Annotated in this window: 18 protein-coding genes; 8 read left to right on the forward strand and 10 right to left on the reverse strand. The window is 49.2% G+C overall.

The window, feature by feature from the left end; translation table 11 throughout:
* Nucleotides 1-60: 60 nt before the first annotated feature.
* Nucleotides 61-1,206 carry a glycosyltransferase family 4 protein gene (locus tag RB297_RS12995; RefSeq protein ID WP_375120649.1) on the reverse strand — a complete coding sequence of 382 codons (1,146 nt, stop codon included), beginning with the start codon at nucleotides 1,204-1,206 and terminating at the stop codon, nucleotides 61-63.
* Between the two features lie 283 nt (nucleotides 1,207-1,489).
* Between RB297_RS12995 and RB297_RS13000 the strand changes: the two genes are divergently transcribed.
* Nucleotides 1,490-2,593, forward strand: coding sequence for a YheC/YheD family endospore coat-associated protein (locus RB297_RS13000; protein ID WP_375120650.1), 1,104 nt, complete (start codon nucleotides 1,490-1,492; stop codon nucleotides 2,591-2,593).
* A 53-nt stretch (nucleotides 2,594-2,646) separates the two neighbouring features.
* Here RB297_RS13000 and RB297_RS13005 read toward each other — a convergent pair whose 3' ends face one another.
* The 6 genes from RB297_RS13005 to RB297_RS13030 all read right to left on the reverse strand — a co-directional run bounded on the left by RB297_RS13005 (nucleotide 2,647) and on the right by RB297_RS13030 (nucleotide 9,729).
* Nucleotides 2,647-5,886, reverse strand: coding sequence for a DUF5704 domain-containing protein (locus RB297_RS13005; protein ID WP_375120913.1), 3,240 nt, complete (start codon nucleotides 5,884-5,886; stop codon nucleotides 2,647-2,649).
* 11 nt (nucleotides 5,887-5,897) lie between these two features.
* Complete coding sequence (locus RB297_RS13010) at nucleotides 5,898-6,830, reverse strand: copper amine oxidase N-terminal domain-containing protein (RefSeq protein WP_375120651.1); 933 nt, start codon at nucleotides 6,828-6,830, stop codon at nucleotides 5,898-5,900.
* Between the two features lie 325 nt (nucleotides 6,831-7,155).
* The gene (locus tag RB297_RS13015; RefSeq protein ID WP_015733931.1) at nucleotides 7,156-7,554 is read right to left on the reverse strand and encodes a helix-turn-helix transcriptional regulator; all 399 of its coding nucleotides are present in this window, start codon (nucleotides 7,552-7,554) and stop codon (nucleotides 7,156-7,158) included.
* A gap of 114 nt (nucleotides 7,555-7,668) precedes the next feature.
* Nucleotides 7,669-8,400, reverse strand: a complete 732-nt coding sequence (locus RB297_RS13020) for a hypothetical protein (protein ID WP_213580516.1) — start codon at nucleotides 8,398-8,400, stop codon at nucleotides 7,669-7,671.
* A 184-nt stretch (nucleotides 8,401-8,584) separates the two neighbouring features.
* Nucleotides 8,585-9,310, reverse strand: coding sequence for a hypothetical protein (locus tag RB297_RS13025; protein WP_375120914.1), 726 nt, complete (start codon nucleotides 9,308-9,310; stop codon nucleotides 8,585-8,587).
* A 260-nt stretch (nucleotides 9,311-9,570) separates the two neighbouring features.
* Nucleotides 9,571-9,729 (reverse strand): hypothetical protein, encoded by a 159-nt coding sequence (locus RB297_RS13030; protein WP_009591751.1) that lies wholly within the window; start codon nucleotides 9,727-9,729, stop codon nucleotides 9,571-9,573.
* A 221-nt stretch (nucleotides 9,730-9,950) separates the two neighbouring features.
* On the opposite strand from RB297_RS13030, the gene RB297_RS13035 reads away from it, so the two are divergent.
* The 6 genes from RB297_RS13035 (at nucleotide 9,951) to queF (ending at nucleotide 13,958) form a co-directional block, all read left to right on the forward strand.
* Entirely contained in the window at nucleotides 9,951-10,403 is a 453-nt protein-coding gene (locus tag RB297_RS13035; protein ID WP_015733928.1) for a cell division protein ZapB, read from the forward strand.
* Nucleotides 10,404-10,457: 54 nt separating this feature from the next.
* The gene (locus tag RB297_RS13040) at nucleotides 10,458-11,162 is read left to right on the forward strand and encodes an AIM24 family protein (protein ID WP_036662531.1); all 705 of its coding nucleotides are present in this window, start codon (nucleotides 10,458-10,460) and stop codon (nucleotides 11,160-11,162) included.
* 277 nt (nucleotides 11,163-11,439) lie between these two features.
* Complete coding sequence (queC, locus tag RB297_RS13045; RefSeq protein WP_096775319.1) at nucleotides 11,440-12,117, forward strand: 7-cyano-7-deazaguanine synthase QueC; 678 nt, start codon at nucleotides 11,440-11,442, stop codon at nucleotides 12,115-12,117.
* The gene (gene queD / locus RB297_RS13050) at nucleotides 12,114-12,605 is read left to right on the forward strand and encodes a 6-carboxytetrahydropterin synthase QueD (RefSeq protein ID WP_036662528.1); all 492 of its coding nucleotides are present in this window, start codon (nucleotides 12,114-12,116) and stop codon (nucleotides 12,603-12,605) included. The genes queC and queD overlap by 4 nt, the downstream gene beginning before the upstream one ends.
* On the forward strand, nucleotides 12,598-13,392 hold the full coding sequence (gene queE, locus RB297_RS13055) for a 7-carboxy-7-deazaguanine synthase QueE (RefSeq protein WP_375120652.1): 795 nt from the start codon (nucleotides 12,598-12,600) through the stop codon (nucleotides 13,390-13,392). The genes queD and queE overlap by 8 nt, the downstream gene beginning before the upstream one ends.
* A 68-nt stretch (nucleotides 13,393-13,460) precedes the next feature.
* Nucleotides 13,461-13,958 carry a preQ(1) synthase gene (gene queF / locus RB297_RS13060; protein WP_009591586.1) on the forward strand — a complete coding sequence of 166 codons (498 nt, stop codon included), beginning with the start codon at nucleotides 13,461-13,463 and terminating at the stop codon, nucleotides 13,956-13,958.
* 113 nt (nucleotides 13,959-14,071) lie between these two features.
* On the opposite strand, the gene RB297_RS13065 is transcribed toward queF, so the two are convergent.
* The 3 genes from RB297_RS13065 to RB297_RS13075 form a co-directional block, all read right to left on the reverse strand.
* A complete protein-coding gene (locus RB297_RS13065; RefSeq protein ID WP_375120653.1) occupies nucleotides 14,072-14,968 on the reverse strand; it encodes an EcsC family protein in 897 nt (298 codons plus the stop codon).
* Nucleotides 14,969-15,164: 196 nt separating this feature from the next.
* Complete coding sequence (locus RB297_RS13070; protein ID WP_036662521.1) at nucleotides 15,165-15,638, reverse strand: Dps family protein; 474 nt, start codon at nucleotides 15,636-15,638, stop codon at nucleotides 15,165-15,167.
* A gap of 205 nt (nucleotides 15,639-15,843) precedes the next feature.
* Nucleotides 15,844-17,292, reverse strand: coding sequence for a potassium/proton antiporter (locus RB297_RS13075; protein WP_176502489.1), 1,449 nt, complete (start codon nucleotides 17,290-17,292; stop codon nucleotides 15,844-15,846).
* Between the two features lie 212 nt (nucleotides 17,293-17,504).
* Here RB297_RS13075 and RB297_RS13080 point away from each other — a divergent pair, with 212 nt between their 5' ends.
* Nucleotides 17,505-18,614 carry a GNAT family N-acetyltransferase gene (locus RB297_RS13080; RefSeq protein ID WP_375120654.1) on the forward strand — a complete coding sequence of 370 codons (1,110 nt, stop codon included), beginning with the start codon at nucleotides 17,505-17,507 and terminating at the stop codon, nucleotides 18,612-18,614.
* The last annotated feature ends 276 nt before the right edge of the window (nucleotides 18,615-18,890 follow it).

Raw genomic sequence — 18,890 nt, forward strand, 5'->3', positions numbered from 1 at the left:
CCTCTGCTTCTAATCGTTACCTTCATCCTATTCAAGAGAAGGGGCTACTGCCACAGTCGGTTAGATGGTTTGCATCAGGTTAGCCCATCGTTCTGCCGTATGATCCCATCTGAAACGCTGACGCACCGTTTCACGACCAGCCATCCCGATTCGGGTACGCAGATTCTCGTCCTGAAGCAATCCGTTAATCCGTTCGGCAAGCCCGCCAGGAAAATCATCCCTTTGAACCAGGTAGCCCGTCACGCCGTTCTCCACGATCTCCGGGATACCGCCTGCATTCGCAGCGATGACGGGAACTCCTGCAGCCATGGCTTCCACGTTCACGAGCCCAAAGGCTTCCCTCGGCGCTGAGGGAACAACCACAATATCGGCAAGCGAGTACCAGTCTGCAATTGCGGGATAAGGGATAAAGGGGCGGAAAAATACCCATTGGGTATAAGGTCCGGCCGTTCTTTTCAGTTCCCGTACATATGCGGTTTCCCGATCGGATCCGTAGGCTGCACTCCCGATAATAAGCAAAAGAACATCCGGATGCTTGTCAATGATATGAGGCAATGCGGCAATCAGATGGTGAACCCCTTTGTCAGGGATGAGCCGTCCCGCAAACAGAATGATTCGCCGTCCGCTCCATCCGTAATGAGCAAGCTTTGCCTCTCTTAGTGCCTTGGCAGCAGGACTGAAAGCAGGAGTAAAATGATCAAGACTCACACCAAGATGATTAATCGTGATCTTCTCCAGAAGCCCAGCATGTTTTGAAGTGATATCCTCCAGCAGGAAACGGCTGTTCACCACAATGCCGTCCATCCAGCGAGCAATGGCCCCAAAACGCTGCTCGCTCATATACGGAGGTGAAATAAATGTATTGGAGTGAAGATTCAATACGATTTTCACATCCGGCAGATGCATTTTGAGGCGCTGCGCCAGCAGCGGCCGATTGTGAACTTCGATAATATCCGGTCTCCACTTCTGAAGCCTCCGCAGCAAGGAAGGATAATAATTCGTTCCAGATGGCAGGCGGTAGCACGGAACGCCGTTGATCGTGTCTTTTGAAGGGAGCCCTTTTCCCAGTACTCCGAATATGCGCACATCCATGGCACCCTGCGCTAATGGAATGGTCTGCTCTACTACCCGCTCGACGGAGCTGCTCCTCCCCGATGGAATAACAAACGATCCCGGCGTCACAACCGCCACCTTCCGCAAACCCATAACTCCACATCCTTCTCACATCTTATCTATATGAAAAACACCTACTGATATATCAAAGGTTCCCCCTTGACACGTAGTGTTTCGTTGCCATATCCAAAATGCGCATACCTGTTCATTTGTATGGTTAGATACCTTAACATATACCGAATCAGGGCCTGTTGGTGACTAATTCCCGACAAAGAATAGGCCAACCACGGGCGACACCCGTCCATCCGGGACAATCATCCTCACGCATACGATATGGTACAAAGACTACAGGATTATGGTGACAAGGAGGGTGACCATGCATCTGGAATATGTCGGCATTCTGCTCAACAACAATACGTATCGCAGAATTTCCAGCGGGAGAATCGGCACTGAATCACTGGCCAACTACGAAGAAGCTGCTGCCATGAATGGGTTGGTTCCTTGTTTTTTTGCAATCCATCATATTTCACTAGAGACTGGAAAGGTGACTGGTTTTGTTCCGGCTCCAGCTGGATATTCGCAAGTGCATATTCCCATCCCACGCGTTATTCATATGCGGGCTATTTATCATAAAAAACAGGAGCAGGCACTGATTGATCAACTGATCAAGCGCGGGGTATTCGTTTATAACGGGCGTACGCGTTACGGTAAAAACGTTATACATCATATGCTGGAACAGGACCAGGGGATATTACCATCCCTGCCTCATACGGTAGAAGCTACCCCTGCCTCGATTCGCTCCATGCTGAGCCAGCACGGGGATCTCGTTCTAAAACCATGCAATGGAAGCATCGGGGTTGGTATCATGCGCTTAAAAGGTAACTCTTTACGCAGTCAATTCACTTACTCCCGCTCATCCCCATCGGCCAAAGGTTGGAGAACGGTTACCTTGCCGCCTGGAAAGCTCCATCCTCTGATCTATCAGCGGATTAGGCAAGCTCCATTCGTTGTACAGCAGCGCATACCGCTTGCCGAATATGATGACCGCCCCTTTGATATCCGAGTTACCGTTCAGCGCGGGGGAAGCGGGCGCTGGGAAGTCGCCGGCATGTTCGCCAAAACATCGGCTCCACGAACGTTTGTCTCCAACATTGCTCAAGGCGGCTCAGCCTATCGGGTCCCGGACATACTCGCCCGCTGCATGCCTGACTTGCCTGTAGGACTTACCATCGAACGAATCGCTGAGTTTTCCCTCCATGTCGCCAAGACGCTGTCCTTGTATATTCCGTACGCAGCTGATTTTGGAATGGATGTCGGCATTACCGAGAATGGAAAGATCTATTTCATTGAATGCAATGGCTGCGACCAACGTTATGGATTTCGGGAAGCCGGAATGGAGGAAGTTTGGAAATACTCATACTACAATCCGATGGCTTTTGCCCGGTATCTTTATGATAACGGGGTCTGGCCGCATTATTGAATGGAAAAAACCAGCCTCTCCCTGAGAACGGGAGAGGCTGGTTCATGACGATTTTAATGGGGAACCTGGGAGTTGAAATCCCCTTTACTGGATTGATCCGCATGGTAAAATACGACATCCCCATCCAGCAGGGTAAATCTTTTGCCATACGGATCGGTATAGGTTCGGCTGTACCCTTCAAGCTGCCACTGATTCATGAGCGGTGCATGAATGTATTGCAGATGGGGCTTGGCCGTATTGCCCTCCCGGATCGTCTCGATGTTGAAATTGACCACGATATACCCCTTCTTCAGAAATACAGAGGACTTCTCGTCCAATCGGTTACTCCGCCCATAAGCCGCCAGATCCGTTCCTTTCTTCACCACGTAGACGTCGGCGGGAAGGCTGTATTCACCGTACCAGCGCTGAACAGCGGCGTTGGCCCGCTCTCCGTCAACGGAGGTTGGCAGCCCCGACTTTGGCCCAATCAATGTTCGAATGCCGGATGGCAGCAGCATCCAGTCGAGCCGGCCTACCCAGGTCTTGCTCTTGCTGATCTTCTCCATATACTGCTTCGCGTAGGCCGCCGGGGACATTCCCGCCGGTGCCCCACCGTGGTTGTATAGATACGAAGCGGTATCCTGCAGTTCCACTTGGGGTACATTGCGCAGCCTTTCATTCAGAATGACGTAACGCTTCTCCGTATCCTGCGGGGAACCGATTCGAATGAACTTCCGGTTTCCACTGTGGTAATACAGATCGACAGGCTGACGTCCGCTGCCGTCTTTATTCACGAAATAAAAGCTCGGCGTAACCGAAATGCCGTCCTGCGCCCCGAACATATTGCCCTTAGTCTTCAAATCGAATTTGAAGTGGTATCCTGTCTTCACGGCCGCATTCTTATACCCCTGTGCCGGATGCTTGCCCGGAGCGATGGGAAGCGTATAAGGCAGCGCGTTCCCCCGGGCCTCGCCGTCAATGCCGCGGAGTCCTGTCCAATAGGACGCCCCGCTTGGTGACGCATTCCCTTTTTGTTTGCGGAAGACCGTCTCCCAGTTATAATCGGCAATATCCGTGATATGAAAATCATACACGCGCCCGATCACTTCCACAGGTTCTATATCCGTAGCCACATGGTGGGATAAATTCGTGTTGGCATCGGGCTGCGTCGTATAGTCGGGCGGCGCGTTCTCCGCAATCGTACGGAAGTACACCTGGTAATCGCCCTCGTCTACCCACACCGGCAGAAAAAACTCCGTGTCCAGCTGTGCCGTCGGGATCGTGATCCAGGTGTCTTTTGGATAGAAGGTGCGCTTGTCGCTGCTGTACACATCGAACGGAAAATAAACCTGCTTCGATCTTACATACTTCGCATAGTCCCGGTTTCCGTATCCCTGAATGTTCCGATGCTGGCCTGAGGTAGGGATGCGTACCGTAAACGGCCGATCCAAGATGAAGGCGGACCGATTCGGATTGGGGGTCGTCTTCTGGTTGTGGGCCTGATCATCCGTTACGGAGGAATAGTTGACGACCGGGGTGTGGACCGTGACGGTGTTTATGGAATGAATTAGAAACTCCTTATTGCTCCCACCGTTAATATTCCCTGGTAATAAACCATAATGGATTGTACCTGCACTCGTTGTATTAGCTCTGTTAACCTTATCCTTGCTGATCACATTATTGGGCTTGTACAGCACATTGTCACTAATATGTGTAGGAGCTGGGATACTGCCCGGAGTAGGCCCTTTTTCCGATGTTCGATTCGAATTCATTATGATAAATCCGTTAAAAACCAAAGAGTCATTAGTGACCTCAACTTTTTCCACAGCATCCTCAGCTACACTTTGCAGATTTTCATTTGGCGGTGAGGGCTTTGTTTTATATGAATTTCCTCCGTAAGAATCTGATGGGGCTACAATGGGATTAGGTGGGGATGGAGGATAAAACATTCCAGATGCACTAGTTGTAAACTGGGGTGGTTGATACCCTTGTGGATAAATTGTAATCTGTTCACCTGGTAGTGCGTAATTCTTTAGAATCCCCTGATCGATTTTATAAACCTCAAGGTTATCAATCACCCAATAAGAATATGGCCGTTCCACTGTATATCGTTCGGTGACTTTCTCTTCAGCTTGTTGTGGATCAGGTACCGTTGTAGGATTTCCACTCGGGTCATTTGGACCTGGTTTTCCTGGATCCCAATGCAACGTCCATGTTTTCTCAACGTTGACTTTAAAGGAACAGACACCTGTCATGTTTACAAATGTATTCTGATAAAGGTAATTACGAGCCAAGATATTACCATATAGACTTTCAGACGTCGGTATTCCTTGCAAAACATCAAAAAGTTCACTTCCCCGCTGATCGGCAAGAATCTTAGCTGTAACCACTGGATCCATGTAACGACCATTCATTTTCGTCCCTGGAGAAGGTCTCGTACAGGATACCTCAGGTGGGTCAGGGTCGGGAGGAGGCGGTGTATCGGTCTCATAGTAAAAAAACAGGTAATATGTCGGAAATGAGCCATCATAAGTAAACCGGCCAGGGTCACCAGGTGTTATTGATCCACCACTTGGGGCAGAGACAGTGCTTTTCTTATGTCCAATATATTTGTAGTCTGCATTCCCAAGGGTATGAGTAAAAGAGTATGGAACGTTTTTTTCTAATACTTCTTCACGATCAGTAAAACCCGGGGTGCCGTTCAGAGAACGACCAGTAGTCGTGTAATGTTTTATAATTGCGTTACCAACTTCGGGTTCTAGTTCAATTGTAAAAAGTATCGGAAAGTAATAACGGAGTCCTTTGACATTCACATTTTGATCTTCTTTAGTTGTCTCGAGAGGATCATCTGCTCTTAAATCTCCTATGACATGTACATTAAAAGATACGCTTTCCGTTCCTAGTCCTTGAATATTTCCTCTAATAGTAGGAGTATATTTTTTACTGACGTTTGGGATCCTCTGATCCCATGTTTCTTGTTGATAACGAGAACGAAAATATAAATCTCTACCATCTGGATCCGTCATATCAGGGTTGAATTTTTCTACTGACACACTTTTTATCTTACGGTTAGGAATATCGAATGAATACGGAAAATCCATAGATTTATTTGGTTGATTCTCGTATCCTTCCGGCGTCCAACTTTGCCCGTCTGAGTAACGCCAGATCTCGTAAGTAAACATTCCAACAAAATAATGTATATTACGATTACTTGGCTTTGGTGTTGTAGGCAGGGCAGCATATACACTTTGAATTATGAGAACGTATATAGACAACATAATTATTAGTATATAAAGAATCCTCTTTTTTTTCATTTTGTTACCATTCACTTAAATGGATTCTGCAGCAAAGTTAATGATTCCGTCCCCATCTGGAAGCCAATATATTCAGCTTTATTTAGTTTGAATTGCATATATTGCACATCATTATTAACAATTTGATCATATTCGCTTGTAGTCTTGTAAGTTCGGATAATCGTTTTATCTGATTGTTTAATCGGATCCGCAGAATTCCGATAACGAGGAAGTTCTCCTTGTTGTAAATAGTAGATTGGTCCAAGTCCTGCACTAAATCGAATTCTTATTGATTGATAGTCACCGAACATGACAGGCCATATATCGTAAACAATAAAATGATCTATTCTTAATGGCAGATCATCAATGGTGAAAATTCGAACATCCTTTTTCCCATCTAACAAGTGTAATTTTGTTCCAAACATATTGATAAAGTTATTATTAAGACTTAATTTTTTCACACTTTCTACTTCTGTTATATCTGGAACGTACTTTGAACCGATCCAAACCCAATTACCGACTCCATCCCAATTTACAGGAACTCCAAGATTCTCGCTTACAAATCTTAATGGTACATAAGTGCGCCCTTTAACAGCTTTAGCAGCCGTATCCATAGTGACATTTTTACCGTTTACAACCGCCTCTTTACTCCCTAAGGTAAGGGCAATCAATTTTCCATCTTTCCTATAAGTAACTGTTTTACCACTAAAACCGATTTCAGCCTTTAAAGCTTCACCAATACCTCTGAGTGGTACTTGCACCCGGCCATTTTCAGAGACAGGCTCTCCGCCTTGAAACCTTACCTTTCTTCCGTCCACCAAGACAGCTAATTTAGGACTTCCAACAGCACTATCTGCTTCAACAGGAATAAAATCATAAAATCCAATCCATACTATACTTAATAATGCCATTACCAATAGCTTTACAGACCATTTTTCCAATTTGCTACTAATCTTCTTCTTCATGCATATCCTCCTGAAAATCGTTATAGATAAACCCTATGTCATTGCTTCATATCTCCTTCCTACGCCCTTGCTTAGGGACATCTACCGCCAACTCTCACAATTACACAACGCTTACAGTTTTGTATGGATGAGAGAAATTGTAGTCATTTTATCATATAATCCTCTATTTTGGTATAATATTCCTAACCTGATTCTAGTTGACTAGTTGATTCATCATCTCTATTCACGACCGCAGTTGCACCCTAAACATGACAAAACCTCGACGATAGTCACATGAATTTGTGTCCATTCGTTCGAGGTTTAATTGTTACATGTAGTGAAAGTGTTATAAACCGGTAGTGGATTCTTCCCGGTCCCCGGCTTGAATCTCAGCCTTCTCCGCGCTTTGCTTATATACAGCAGCCAACACCTTTTCATAAGCGCTTTCAAATTCATCCGGCAGGATCGGCTTGATTTTGTCCATTACATTCAGCAGTTTAAATAGTGCCTGTACCTCCTCTTCCGTTAAACCAAGGGGGTACATTGCAAAATGTCCAATGAAGGTATAGCCGCGGCCGCGGCCTTGGTGAGTGATGGGGATATGCATGGCACTGAGGGCATCCATATCCCGATAAATGGTTCTTTCACTGGTTCCACAGCGTTCGGCAAGCTCCCGAGCAAGTATTCCTGGTCTTGCTTGTACAAGGGTAATGATTCTCATTAGTCGGATCAGTCGGTCTGTCATATGGCATTCTCCCTATCTTTCTAGTAAATTAGACATATTTTTGTTGACTGCTAAATAGTACATTCGACCCTGATATCATTTTTCCTTTTTTATATAGGGATTCTTGTTTCCTGGTTATGACTTAAGTCTAAAGTCCCTTTTCCAGTTCGCATTTTCAGAATAAAACTGCTGATATGTATTCTTATATAGAACACTAAGTTTATAAAGGACTTCGGCCTCCTTTAAATATTCCGGATCTCGAAATCGGGTTGCGTATAAAAGCATCTCATCTGCCTGTCTACGAATCAGATCTTCACCTTGAGTCAAATTCCCCTGTTCCAGCTCTTCTCTTGCCTGCTCCAGGATGAAAGCATTCTGGTATAATTTCAGTACTTTCTCTACCCGGTAATCTGCTTTTCGGTATCTCAATGTCGTATGATTGCTGAATTGAAGCGGTATCGTTCGGGACGGCTGCAAAACCACCTTCTGCTTTAGAACATCCATATAGGTCCATAAAGCAGTAACGATCGGATACACCCCCGATTGACGAGCACCGACACTCAGCTCCAGAACCAATTGCTTGGTTCTCCCTTCCGACAAAGAGCCTAAAGACAACGAGATGTTGCGATCATTCAGAATCTCTCCTTGGCAGCCATACATCTGTTCCACTTGAACGCCTTCTCCTAATTGAAGGTGCAGCTGGACTTCTTCGGCTATGCGCCGACGAAGGCCATTGGACTGCGTTTTCTGCTTCTGGACACCAGCCCTCCACTCGATCAGCAGAAAGACTTGACTAGTGCCGCCAGCGAACACATGGCTGTGGCTCCATGTATAATCCGAATACAAGCCTGACTGCAATACATCCACCTCTTTCCTCTTCTTCTAATAATGTACCAATAGAGAGGGACATCTTACTGTCACGGAACATATGTTTCCATTCCAATTTCGACAAAAAAAGACCACAGCCCTTTGAGCTGCGGTCTTTCGTGGATATGCTTTACGGCAGTTCGCGTACAAGGAAATCTGCGGCTAACCTCAGAATGCCCTTCCTTTACAATAAAATGGTGTTGACGACGGCAAGCAGCACAACATATATCCCTAAAGCGATCCCAATGAATTTGACCAGCTGGGTTGAGCCGATCCGGTACAACTCGATTGCGGCGGCGCTGTTTGCTGCCAATCCGGTCATTAGAGCAAAGACAAGAAGGAAGAAAGCCGGCTTTACCAACAAGAAGCTGAGCAGTCCACTAACGATAAGCACCGCACCGAACGGCAGCTGGAACGAGCCCATTTTGGCGATGTAATCCTTCATGTCGAGCTTTTGTTTGGTCATCATGTTCCCGGCAAGCCAGAACGAACCCAGCAGGATGACGGTTGAGAACAATCCCAGCAAAAGAAAACGGCTCCCCATGCCGAAATCGCTTAACAAGGCGGACATCATGCCCAGTCCGGAATAGAACATCCGCTTGACTCCAAGGCCGAACAACCAAAAGCCGAGGATGCTGGAGGCCATCCCGATCAGGCCATAGATCATGCCTGTTTGATCCCCCCGCATATTCAGGGCGCTCATCGGATTTTTCAATAGATTCAGCAGTACCTGACCATCGACTTGAACGGCCGAGGAAGTTTTGGCATGCGAGCCTCCGGCCGATGCGGAATCTTGACGCCCATGTTCCGGCTCCGCCGCTGCCGCGGTGTATTTCGCCGAGATGTCGTTAGCGCATTGATGTGCGACGCCATCCGTTAATTCTTTACCGCAATGAATGCAAAAGCCCATTTTCTTCAAAACTCCTTTTCTCCTGTTATGGATTATGTATACTGATTCAAGATACAACCTAGTATAAAGGATAACTGTATTATTTTGTAACTGCTTCTGCCATAAAACGTCATATTCAGACGATATTTTCTGTTTGTTTAGGATACTCCCCTCCCGTAGCAGAATGAAAACGACTTCGATAGATTAACGCCAGCCAACGCAAAAAAGCCCGGAGCGTTCTCCGGGTTTTAAAGGCTGCTTAATTGAATATACGGGATCTACTAACCTATTACCGCTGCCGAAGCGGACTTCGTATCTCCCATAAATCTTTCGGTGCGTTGAATGGGCGCGTAAGTGACTTTATCGATTAATAAGCCGTTGCCTACGGGCTTTCCATTCACCGTTATCATAATTTTCTTCACGTTGTTATCTTTCATCATAATCGCAATCTCCTTTTATCTGCTAGTTCATTTTATGTTCATTTCGTATGGGATGGCCTCTATGCGCTTGCTTGAATACATTACCCGCCGCATCGGCAAGTTAAACAACTTAGCTGCGAATGGATTCACTTCCCATGCGAATGTGGGTAATGTATATTAATAGAAACCTGTCGAAATCTGATTCGTATTTACTATAAATAATCGAATGGTGGTGACCCCGCATGTTTAAGCCGTCAAAATCCAGGCTCATCCAACTTTCTTTTATTCTGCTGGTGGCAGGAATCGCGCTGCCGGCCGGAGGACGGACCGCCAGCGCCAATTATTTCAATAATATGTACGATAATATCCAGCAGTTCACGGGACTCCCCGATGAAATAAACCAGCTTAAGAGCAACTATAACCAAGCCCTGCAAGAGCTTGATAAAGCCAAGATCGCTTCCGAACGGCTGCAGCAGCAAAATCTGACCCTGGCGGAGCAGAACTCCAATCTTGCAGAGCAGAACCAGCAATTAACCCAAATGGTAAGCCAGTTACAGGAGGCTGAAGCCGCACGAAAGCGCGGGGCGGAACGTTTAAAAACGGTAGCGATCACCGCCGTGGCGTTGGCTGCCGGATACTTTGTCATCATTCGCGTCCTGCGATTCGGCATGCGCCGAACGAACCGTTCGAGATAGGACAAGCTCTTATCCAGATCCATCCCATTCAACCAGGCAAAAGGAGGCGCGGCGATGATTATCCGAATGGAAGATGCGGCCGGCAGCGGAGCAGGTCAAGCGGTTACGTTCTCCTTGACGGAGGGGGACACGGCGCATGTCCTTCATCCCGAGCAGATCGTTGCCTATCGGGGACCCTCCTCCGGGCGCAGCGATCGACTCATGAACGTGAAGGGCATCTACCGCAAAAAAAAGCTGATCCGTGCCGACATTACGGGACCCAGCCAGTTTACGGCTGCGCTTCCCCCGGGCTTCAACATGCATGAAATTCAGCTGGAAGGCGAACAGGACATGCTCTATGATTTTCGTCATGTTTTCTTTTACACCCGGTTTGTTACGATGCAGACAAGAATACTGAAAATCAAAAACATGCTGGTCACGCGAGATGCCATTAAGATGAAGTTTTCCGGGAATGGCAGCATCGGCATTCTGACCCAAGGCCCGGTATGCAAAGTCAAGCTGCATCCTACCGAGCCGCTGTATGTGGACGCCGGAAGCATCATTGCCTACCCCGAAGCCGCTAAGCTGGATCTGACCGTATACGGCAATCATCTGGCCAGCCAGCACATGAACTATCACTGGAAGCTCACCGGCGACGGTTATGTGCTGTTTCAAGCGGGACGCCAGAATCAGCGGCTCGTGAACGAATTAAACGACGAAGGCATCATCAAGCGATTCCTCCGGGAAGCAATTCCCTTCGGCGGAGTGTTTATCAAATAATCCGGCCGTGTTATAATGGAGGGCGTAATCGGACTGCATGCCGGTCACGGCTCTCCATGCGGTCACAAGGACAACAGAAGACAATCCATGCGCCTGCATCGGTGCGTGGGAGAGGTTCGTGAACTCCCTCTATAAAAAACTATCGTGTCTTATTCGGTGTTACACCCTAAGAATAAGGCTTGTTTTTTTACGGATTCAGTTCAATGAACTTCTCTTTCTTCTACGGGATCGGCCCTCTGGGGCTGCTCTTAAATTATGAAGGATGAGAGGTTTTTTTATGCTTAAAAATGAAAAAGCAGTCGTTGTTTTCAGCGGGGGGCAAGACAGCACCACCTGCCTGTTCTGGGCGAAGGAACGCTTCGCCGAGGTGGAAACCGTAACATTCGATTATGGCCAACGCCATAAGCTTGAAATAGAATGCGCGGCACAGATTGCCAAGGAGCAAGGCGTGAAGCAGACAGTGCTTGATATGAGCCTGCTTAATCAGCTGGCACCGAATGCATTAACGCGCAGCGATATCGAGATCGCCGAAGGCGACGGCTTGCCTACGACGTTTGTGGATGGCCGAAACCTGCTGTTCCTCAGCTTTGCCGCCGTGCTGGCCAAGGGCGTCGGAGCGAAGCATCTGATCACGGGCGTATGCGAGACGGATTTCAGCGGTTATCCCGATTGTCGGGACAGCTTCATCAAATCGCTCAACGTTACGCTGAACCTGGCCATGGATTACCCATTCGTCATTCATACTCCGCTCATGTGGCTCGACAAATCCGAAACCTGGGAGCTTGCCGACCAGATGAATGCGCTCGAATATGTTCGCGACCATACGTTAACCTGTTATAACGGCATCAAGGGAGACGGCTGCGGGGAATGTCCTGCTTGCAAGCTGAGAAAAGCGGGGCTCGACAAGTATATGCAGCGCCGCAGCAGCATCTCCGAGAGGGGGCGCCTAGTATGAGCCGCGAGCCCGGGGCTTTCCGCATTGTAGAGCATCTGCAGAAGCTTGGCGAAGACATCGATGCCGGAAGCCTGCGTTACCATCGGAAGCGGGTGCTTGTTTCCAAAGAGTTTACCTTCGATGCTGCGCACCACCTGCATTGCTATGAGGGAAAATGCAAAAACCTGCATGGCCACACGTATAAAGTGGTTTTTGGTATCAGCGGAACTCCAAACGAGGTCGGCATTACCGTGGATTTTGGAGACATCAAGGATTGCTGGAAAACGAGTATCGAACCTTACCTGGATCACCGTTACCTGAACGAGACCTTGCCGCCGATGAATACGACAGCAGAGAACATGGTGGTCTGGTTGTTTGAGAAAATGGAGGAGGCCCTCCGCAGCAGAGAATCCTACGAGGAACAAGGCATGCGAACGGAATTCGTTCGCCTGTTCGAGACGCCGACCAGCTATGCCGAGGTCAGACGGGAGTGGATGATCCATGAATAATGTGCATGAAACGCCTGTTACGGATTCAAACGGGGGCTCCTCCCCTGCCATGACGGTGGACCGTCCGATTCCCGTGATGGAAATTTTCGGTCCTACCGTTCAAGGCGAAGGCATGGTCGTTGGCCGCAAGACGATGTTCGTTCGGACGGCGGGCTGCGACTATCGCTGTTCCTGGTGCGACTCCGCATTCACATGGGACGGTTCCGCAAAGGACTCCATCTCGCTGTTGAGCGCCGATGAGATCTGGCAAGAACTGTACCGTCTGGGCGGAGAACGCTTCGATCACGTCACCCTGTCCGGCGGCAATCCCGCTCTTCTTTCCCAGCTTGGAGCGCTTGTGGATGAGCTGCATCGGCACGGAATTACCGTTGCCGTGGAGACCCAGGGCTCACGCTGGCAGGACTGGTTGAATCATATCGATGAAGTCACCATCTCCCCTAAGCCGCCAAGCTCGGGCATGGATACGGACTGGGGCAAGCTCGACGATATCGTCTCGCGTTTATCCGCCCGTCCGCCCGGCAGAACCTTCAGCTTGAAGGTTGTGGTCTTTGACGATAAGGACTTGACCTACGCGGAAACGGTACATGAACGATACCCGAACGTGCCATTTTACTTGCAGACCGGCAATCCCGATGTAGGCACAGGCGATACGACTTCGCTTGTCTCCCATCTGCTGGACCGGTACGAGTCGCTTGTTGATGCGGTCATGCAATCAGACCGGTTAAACGATGTGCGCGTCTTGCCGCAATTGCATACGCTCGTCTGGGGGAATAAACGCGGCGTATAGCACGGCATCAAGAATTTACCGATGATTGGATTGAGTTTGAATTCATATAAATGAAGGAGTTATCATATATGGCTGGAAGACAAAAAGAAGAAATGGAAGACGTTACCCTTCTCGGCAACCAAGGCACGAAATACACCTTCGAGTATGATCCCGGCATTCTGGAGAGCTTTGACAACAAGCATCCCTACCGCGACTATTTCGTCAAGTTCAACTGTCCCGAATTTACAAGCTTATGCCCGATCACAGGCCAGCCGGACTTTGCGACCATCTACATCAGTTACATTCCGGATATCAAGATGGTGGAGAGCAAGTCCTTGAAGCTGTACCTGTTCAGCTTCCGCAATCACGGGGACTTTCATGAGGACTGCGTCAATATCATCATGAATGACCTGATCAAGCTGATGGATCCGAGATATATCGAGGTATGGGGCAAATTCACCCCGCGCGGCGGCATTTCCATCGATCCGTACTGCAATTACGGTCGCCCGGGCACCAAATACGAGGAGATCGCCGCGAATCGTCTGATGAACCATGACCTGTACCCCGAAAAGGTGGATAATCGGTAAGAAACCACCTTTATGGGTTGCGTCATGATATTTTCCGATGTTGATTAAGTAAAGGGATGTCCGCGTATGGCGGGCATCCCTTTTTGTCGTGTCGATCCGTATATCAGCCTTGATTACAGCGGATATTCCATATTCCGAAGACGGTAATGAACACGCCGCTTCTTGTACAGCATTTTCCCGGCTTCGGCCACATCGCTTATGGTGCCTTTGTTGCTGATCGAACCGAATACGATCCCGGCGATCGGAATCAGCTGAAACAGTTTTTTCATCCCGAAGTTATCGGTATACGACTGGACGACTTCACGCCAGCCCTGCAGCTGCGAGAAGACCTGCTCCGTCGCCTGGACGTCGTCAAAACTGGCAAGCTCCTCAAGCACCGCTTTCTTTCCGACGATGTCGGCGGATGCAAACTGCAGGCATTTCACGATAAACACCCGCTCCCGGGGATCGTTCGGATCATACCCGTAACAAAGGGCCATCTCCTGAAGCACCTTGAGCGATTGACCGAGCACCATGGGCAGATCGGCCGCTATCGTAAATACGCCTCCGATTCCCGTTGCCGCCCCTTGGGCCGCCGCGAATTTGACCCGCTTTACCGTCAGCGTATCCGCTGCCGCATCCATGACCTGGAGCGGCAATTTCGCGGCTGCTGCCAGCGTAAGTCCGGAAGCCACCGCCTGCTCCTCTCCGTTCCCAGCGCCCGCCTCGCCGGATTTCGCGGAAGGGTCGTTCACCGCGGCTGAACCTTCCAATCCAGCGGTCTGAGCCAGTACGTTCATGACCGACTTCTCGCGAACCAGATGCTTCCCGCCGCTTTGAATAAATCCGCCTACCTCGTTCAAGGCGCTTCCGATTTTCTCTTGAACAGCCTTGGGCGTGAGGCGATCCAGCAGCATAAAGGGAATTCTTCCGAGCTTCTCCCAGAACATGACGTCCTTCTGCTCCTTCTCCCATTTCAAAATCTCTTGAAGCTGCGACTCCAGCTGTTGTCGTGATTCCATCTCTGCCATCCTCACTACTCCTCTATCCGAATTAAAACGATCTATGAAGGTTATACGCACAAAATTGAAGAAAGGCGCAATAAATTTCAAATTGAATCTTGCAACAGCATTCGCAAGGCGAACAAAAAAAGAGAACGACCCTTATCAGGTCGATCTCCCTTTGCTTATGTTAGCCGTCATGAAACGGCAGCAACGGATATGAACTTTATTTGCCCAAAAATGCGTTCAGCATCCACGAATGCTTCTGCACAGCGCTCGCCATGCCGGTCAACAGATCGGCTGTCGCATCGTCGCCCTCTTGGTTTGCTGCCTCGATACCGGACTTGAGCTCTCCGGCCACTTTCTCGAAATCCGCAACCAACTGTCCGACCATCTGCTCGGCCGTGTTTTCATTCGAAACCTCCTGCAGCGTCGTCAGCTTCAAATATTGAGCCATGCTGGCGGCCGGTTTGCCGCCGATGGCCAGCATTCGCTCTGCCAGCTCATCCACATAACCAGCGGCCGTGTTGTACAGCTCCTCGAATTTCTCGTGCAGCACGTAGAACTGAGGACCTTTCACATACCAATGATAATGGTGCAGCTTCACGCCAAGCACACTCCAGTTGGCTACCTGCGTATTCAGAATTTGTTGAAGTTCATCGGTTGTATTTCCTTGTGCTTGTTGGGTTAGGTTACTCATCTATATCGTCTCCTTTGATATTGTATTTAGACTTATTCTAAATCCTTGAATTAATCATAACAGATTCTTGTCTCTTTTGCAAAGGAAATCGAAACTTCTCGGATGAAGATAGGATGAAGAAATTACCTCCGATTTATACCTATCCTAAATTATTTTTAAGACCGTCTGCTGTGATGGGGATCATATAGCTTCAGCTGCGAAATCCCTAGGATAACCCCAGAATCGATTTCATTTCCTTCCGTTTTTGCTTCGGATTCATCACGTACAACGTGTCCCCTGCCTCAATGACGGTGTTTCCTCTCGGCGTGATGATGCGCTTCTCCCGAATGATGGCCGTAAAGAGAATATCGTCCGGCAGATTCAGCTGCTGAATCTCCTTGCCGACGATGGGCATATCCCCATCCACCAGCACGTGGTTGATCTCGGAATCCGTTTTTCCTAGTGCCATCAGCTCCAATAAGGACGGGGCCTTTGCTTTATCCTTCTCCACCAGCGCAAGCCTTTGCGTGAGGGGGGAGATGGTGGTGCCCTGGATCACCGCTGAAGTCAAAACAACAAAGAACACGACATTAAAAAACAATTCCCCCTGCCTGATTCCCGCCAGTACGGGATATGTAGCCAATACGATCGGTACGGCCCCGCGGAGGCCGGCCCATGAAATCAAAATTTTCTCGCGGACGGCAAATTTGGCGAACAGCAGACTGCTGAACACGCCGATCGGCCTGGCGATGAAGATGAGAATCAAGGACAACAGGAGTCCTTGCCATACGACCTTCGACAGCTCGTTCGGGAAGACAAGAAGCCCGAGCAGCACAAACATCACGATCTGCATCATCCACGCAAAACCTTGGTTGAATGCTTGAATCGTCTTACGGTACGTCAGCTCGGTATTGCCGAGCAGCAAGGCCATAACGTATACGGCAAGCAAACCGCTGGCTCCAAGCCATGCGGCGGCTGCATACGTAAGCACGGCAAATCCTAAAGCGGTCACGGGGTATAGCCCCGAAGAATCGAAGTTGATCCGATTGATCACATACACAGCCAGCATGCCGACAAGAATGCCGACAACCAGTCCCAATCCCATTTCCATGACAAAGGAAAAAATAAGCCCGAACAAATTTAAGCCCGGATGTTCTATCCATTCGATTAAGGACACGGTTAGAAACACCGCCATCGGGTCATTGCTTCCGGATTCGGCCTCGAGCGTCATTCGAAGCCTTTTCTTCAGATTCGTTCCGCCAAGAACCGAGAATACGGCTGCCGCATCCGTCGAGCCGACGATAGCGCCGATTAACAGCCCTTCTTTCAAAGAAATATCAAGCACGAAAGAGGCGCATAGTCCGATTACAACGGTTGTCAGCAGGACGCCTATCGTGGCAAGCGAAATGGCCGGACCCAGAACCGGCTTGATTTCTTTGAAATCGGTCTGCATCCCGCCCTGAAATAAAATGACGATCAGTGCGAATATGCCGACCAGCTGCGTGAGCTCCGCATTATCGTAATAAATGAACCGGCTGAGAATCATCCCGATCGCGATAAACAGCACCAGAGCGGGCATGCCGAAACGGGAAGAGAACTTGGTGGTCAATACGCCTGTCAGAAGCAAGGCGCCGCACAGCAAAATCATGGAATCGACAAAACTTGGCAAGCTCATCCCTCCGGCGTCAGATTCGTTCATTTATTATTACCCGAAAAACACCGCCTTTTCGCATACGCCTAAACCGTAAAACGCTTCGCTGCAGGGCTGGCTAACACCGCCAACCGGACAATTCCGAATAACCTTAGAAAACGTTTACTGGAAATTCCCCGCCCAATGACTTTATACTGGTAATAACAAGCGACATACATAGGGGAGGCGTCAATCGAGTGAAAATTTCTATGATGAAAAGCGATCAATTGCAACAAGCCGTCGAGCTGTCCGACCGTATTTTTCTTAAGCAGCCGGAGCAGCCTTCAATGGGGGTATCCTTCCCTCCGATATTCTCGCCGGGTATCTGCCATTCCTACGGTGCCTGGGATCAGGACAAACTGGTGTCTTTCATGGGATTCGTGCCGTTCACCATCCAGACTCGCGGTGCCCGATTAAATATTTTCTCCATCGGCTCCGTCTGCACGGACCCGGATTACCGGGGACAGCGACTTGCAGGCAATCTCCTGGAACAGTGCATGCGGCATGGAGAGGCTTCCGGTGCATCCCTTATCCTTATTTCCGGCGGCAGATCCCTGTATACCCGGGCAGGCAGCCGTTTATTCGGCCGGGCGCTCCGGTTCCGTCTATCTCCGGCCGTCGTGGAGCCGCTGCGTGCTGCAACGGGAAAAAAAGTGAATATCCGGGCCATGCAGCCGCACGATTTGTTCCAGATCCAAAGACTGATGGAACAGCGGGAGGCTGGATATGTTACGACGGCTTCGGAGCTTAACAAGCTGCTGGATGCAAGCGCATACTCCAACGTGATCCGCCTTAAGCAGCAGGTGCTTGTCGCCGAAGAAGACGGGGCGCTGACCGCTTTTGCCATCATCGCCGTACCCGGAGACACGATGACGCCTTCCAGGGAGTCTACCCTCGTCGAGTGGGGAGGAAGCCCTGAAGCAGCCGCACTGATTATAGCCGATGCCGTCGCGTCCTTCAGCCTTTCGGAGCTTACGGTTCCGCTGCCTTGGCAGGATAAGGAGCTTGCCGCTTTAATCCAATCTGCCGGTAACCTGCCTGAGTATATTCGCAACGAGGGAACCATTTATTTGGTAAGCGGCCCGCAGCTGCTTCGTCAGCTGGCTCCCCTGCTTCCGGAAGGGTTGATCCAGGCGGACGGCGAACATGGTCCGTACCGTCTTACCCTGAGCCATGAAACGTTGGAGCTGGATGACGAAGGTTTGCTTTCCATCCTGTTCGATCCGGAATCCCCGTATCGGGCTAACGGGAGCGTAACCTTCGATCCTGTCCCTCTCCCTTACACAACCGGACTTCAATATATATAATGGAAGAACGAAAGGTGCATCTGATCCCTTCCCTAAGCAGGAGAGGTCATATGCGCCTTTTTTACTTTCGCTTGAGATTGAGTAACCTGGAACCTGTTCATCCCAAACAGAACCAGCGTCGATACTGCAGCCGTCCGCCTATTTTTCCCAGGATAAGTGCCCTTCCTCTCCGCTTCCACATAGGATGTGATAACCGATCTGATAGAAAGAGGTGCAAGGCCTTGAGTCATCAACCGAAAAGAGGGCTTCAATCCCAAACAAGCCTCGGTATCCCGG

Origin of the sequence: Paenibacillus sp. CR_12 (genome assembly GCF_041953985.1) — a bacterium.
Taxonomy (GTDB): domain Bacteria; phylum Bacillota; class Bacilli; order Paenibacillales; family Paenibacillaceae; genus Paenibacillus_AQ; species Paenibacillus_AQ lautus_A.

Excerpts from the sequence above, each read along its gene's own strand:
- RB297_RS12995 (WP_375120649.1), bottom strand. The coding sequence starts at position 1,206 with ATGGGTTTGCGGAAGGTGGCGGTTGTGACGCCGGGATCGTTTGTTATT.
- RB297_RS13000 (WP_375120650.1), top strand. The coding sequence starts at position 1,490 with ATGCATCTGGAATATGTCGGCATTCTGCTCAACAACAATACGTATCGC.
- RB297_RS13005 (WP_375120913.1), bottom strand. The coding sequence starts at position 5,886 with ATGAAAAAAAAGAGGATTCTTTATATACTAATAATTATGTTGTCTATA.
- RB297_RS13010 (WP_375120651.1), bottom strand. The coding sequence starts at position 6,830 with ATGAAGAAGAAGATTAGTAGCAAATTGGAAAAATGGTCTGTAAAGCTA.
- RB297_RS13015 (WP_015733931.1), bottom strand. The coding sequence starts at position 7,554 with ATGACAGACCGACTGATCCGACTAATGAGAATCATTACCCTTGTACAA.
- RB297_RS13025 (WP_375120914.1), bottom strand. The coding sequence starts at position 9,310 with ATGGGCTTTTGCATTCATTGCGGTAAAGAATTAACGGATGGCGTCGCA.
- RB297_RS13030 (WP_009591751.1), bottom strand. The coding sequence starts at position 9,729 with ATGATGAAAGATAACAACGTGAAGAAAATTATGATAACGGTGAATGGA.
- RB297_RS13035 (WP_015733928.1), top strand. The coding sequence starts at position 9,951 with ATGTTTAAGCCGTCAAAATCCAGGCTCATCCAACTTTCTTTTATTCTG.
- RB297_RS13040 (WP_036662531.1), top strand. The coding sequence starts at position 10,458 with ATGATTATCCGAATGGAAGATGCGGCCGGCAGCGGAGCAGGTCAAGCG.
- queC (WP_096775319.1), top strand. The coding sequence starts at position 11,440 with ATGCTTAAAAATGAAAAAGCAGTCGTTGTTTTCAGCGGGGGGCAAGAC.
- queD (WP_036662528.1), top strand. The coding sequence starts at position 12,114 with ATGAGCCGCGAGCCCGGGGCTTTCCGCATTGTAGAGCATCTGCAGAAG.
- queE (WP_375120652.1), top strand. The coding sequence starts at position 12,598 with ATGAATAATGTGCATGAAACGCCTGTTACGGATTCAAACGGGGGCTCC.
- queF (WP_009591586.1), top strand. The coding sequence starts at position 13,461 with ATGGCTGGAAGACAAAAAGAAGAAATGGAAGACGTTACCCTTCTCGGC.
- RB297_RS13065 (WP_375120653.1), bottom strand. The coding sequence starts at position 14,968 with ATGGCAGAGATGGAATCACGACAACAGCTGGAGTCGCAGCTTCAAGAG.
- RB297_RS13070 (WP_036662521.1), bottom strand. The coding sequence starts at position 15,638 with ATGAGTAACCTAACCCAACAAGCACAAGGAAATACAACCGATGAACTT.
- RB297_RS13075 (WP_176502489.1), bottom strand. The coding sequence starts at position 17,292 with ATGAGCTTGCCAAGTTTTGTCGATTCCATGATTTTGCTGTGCGGCGCC.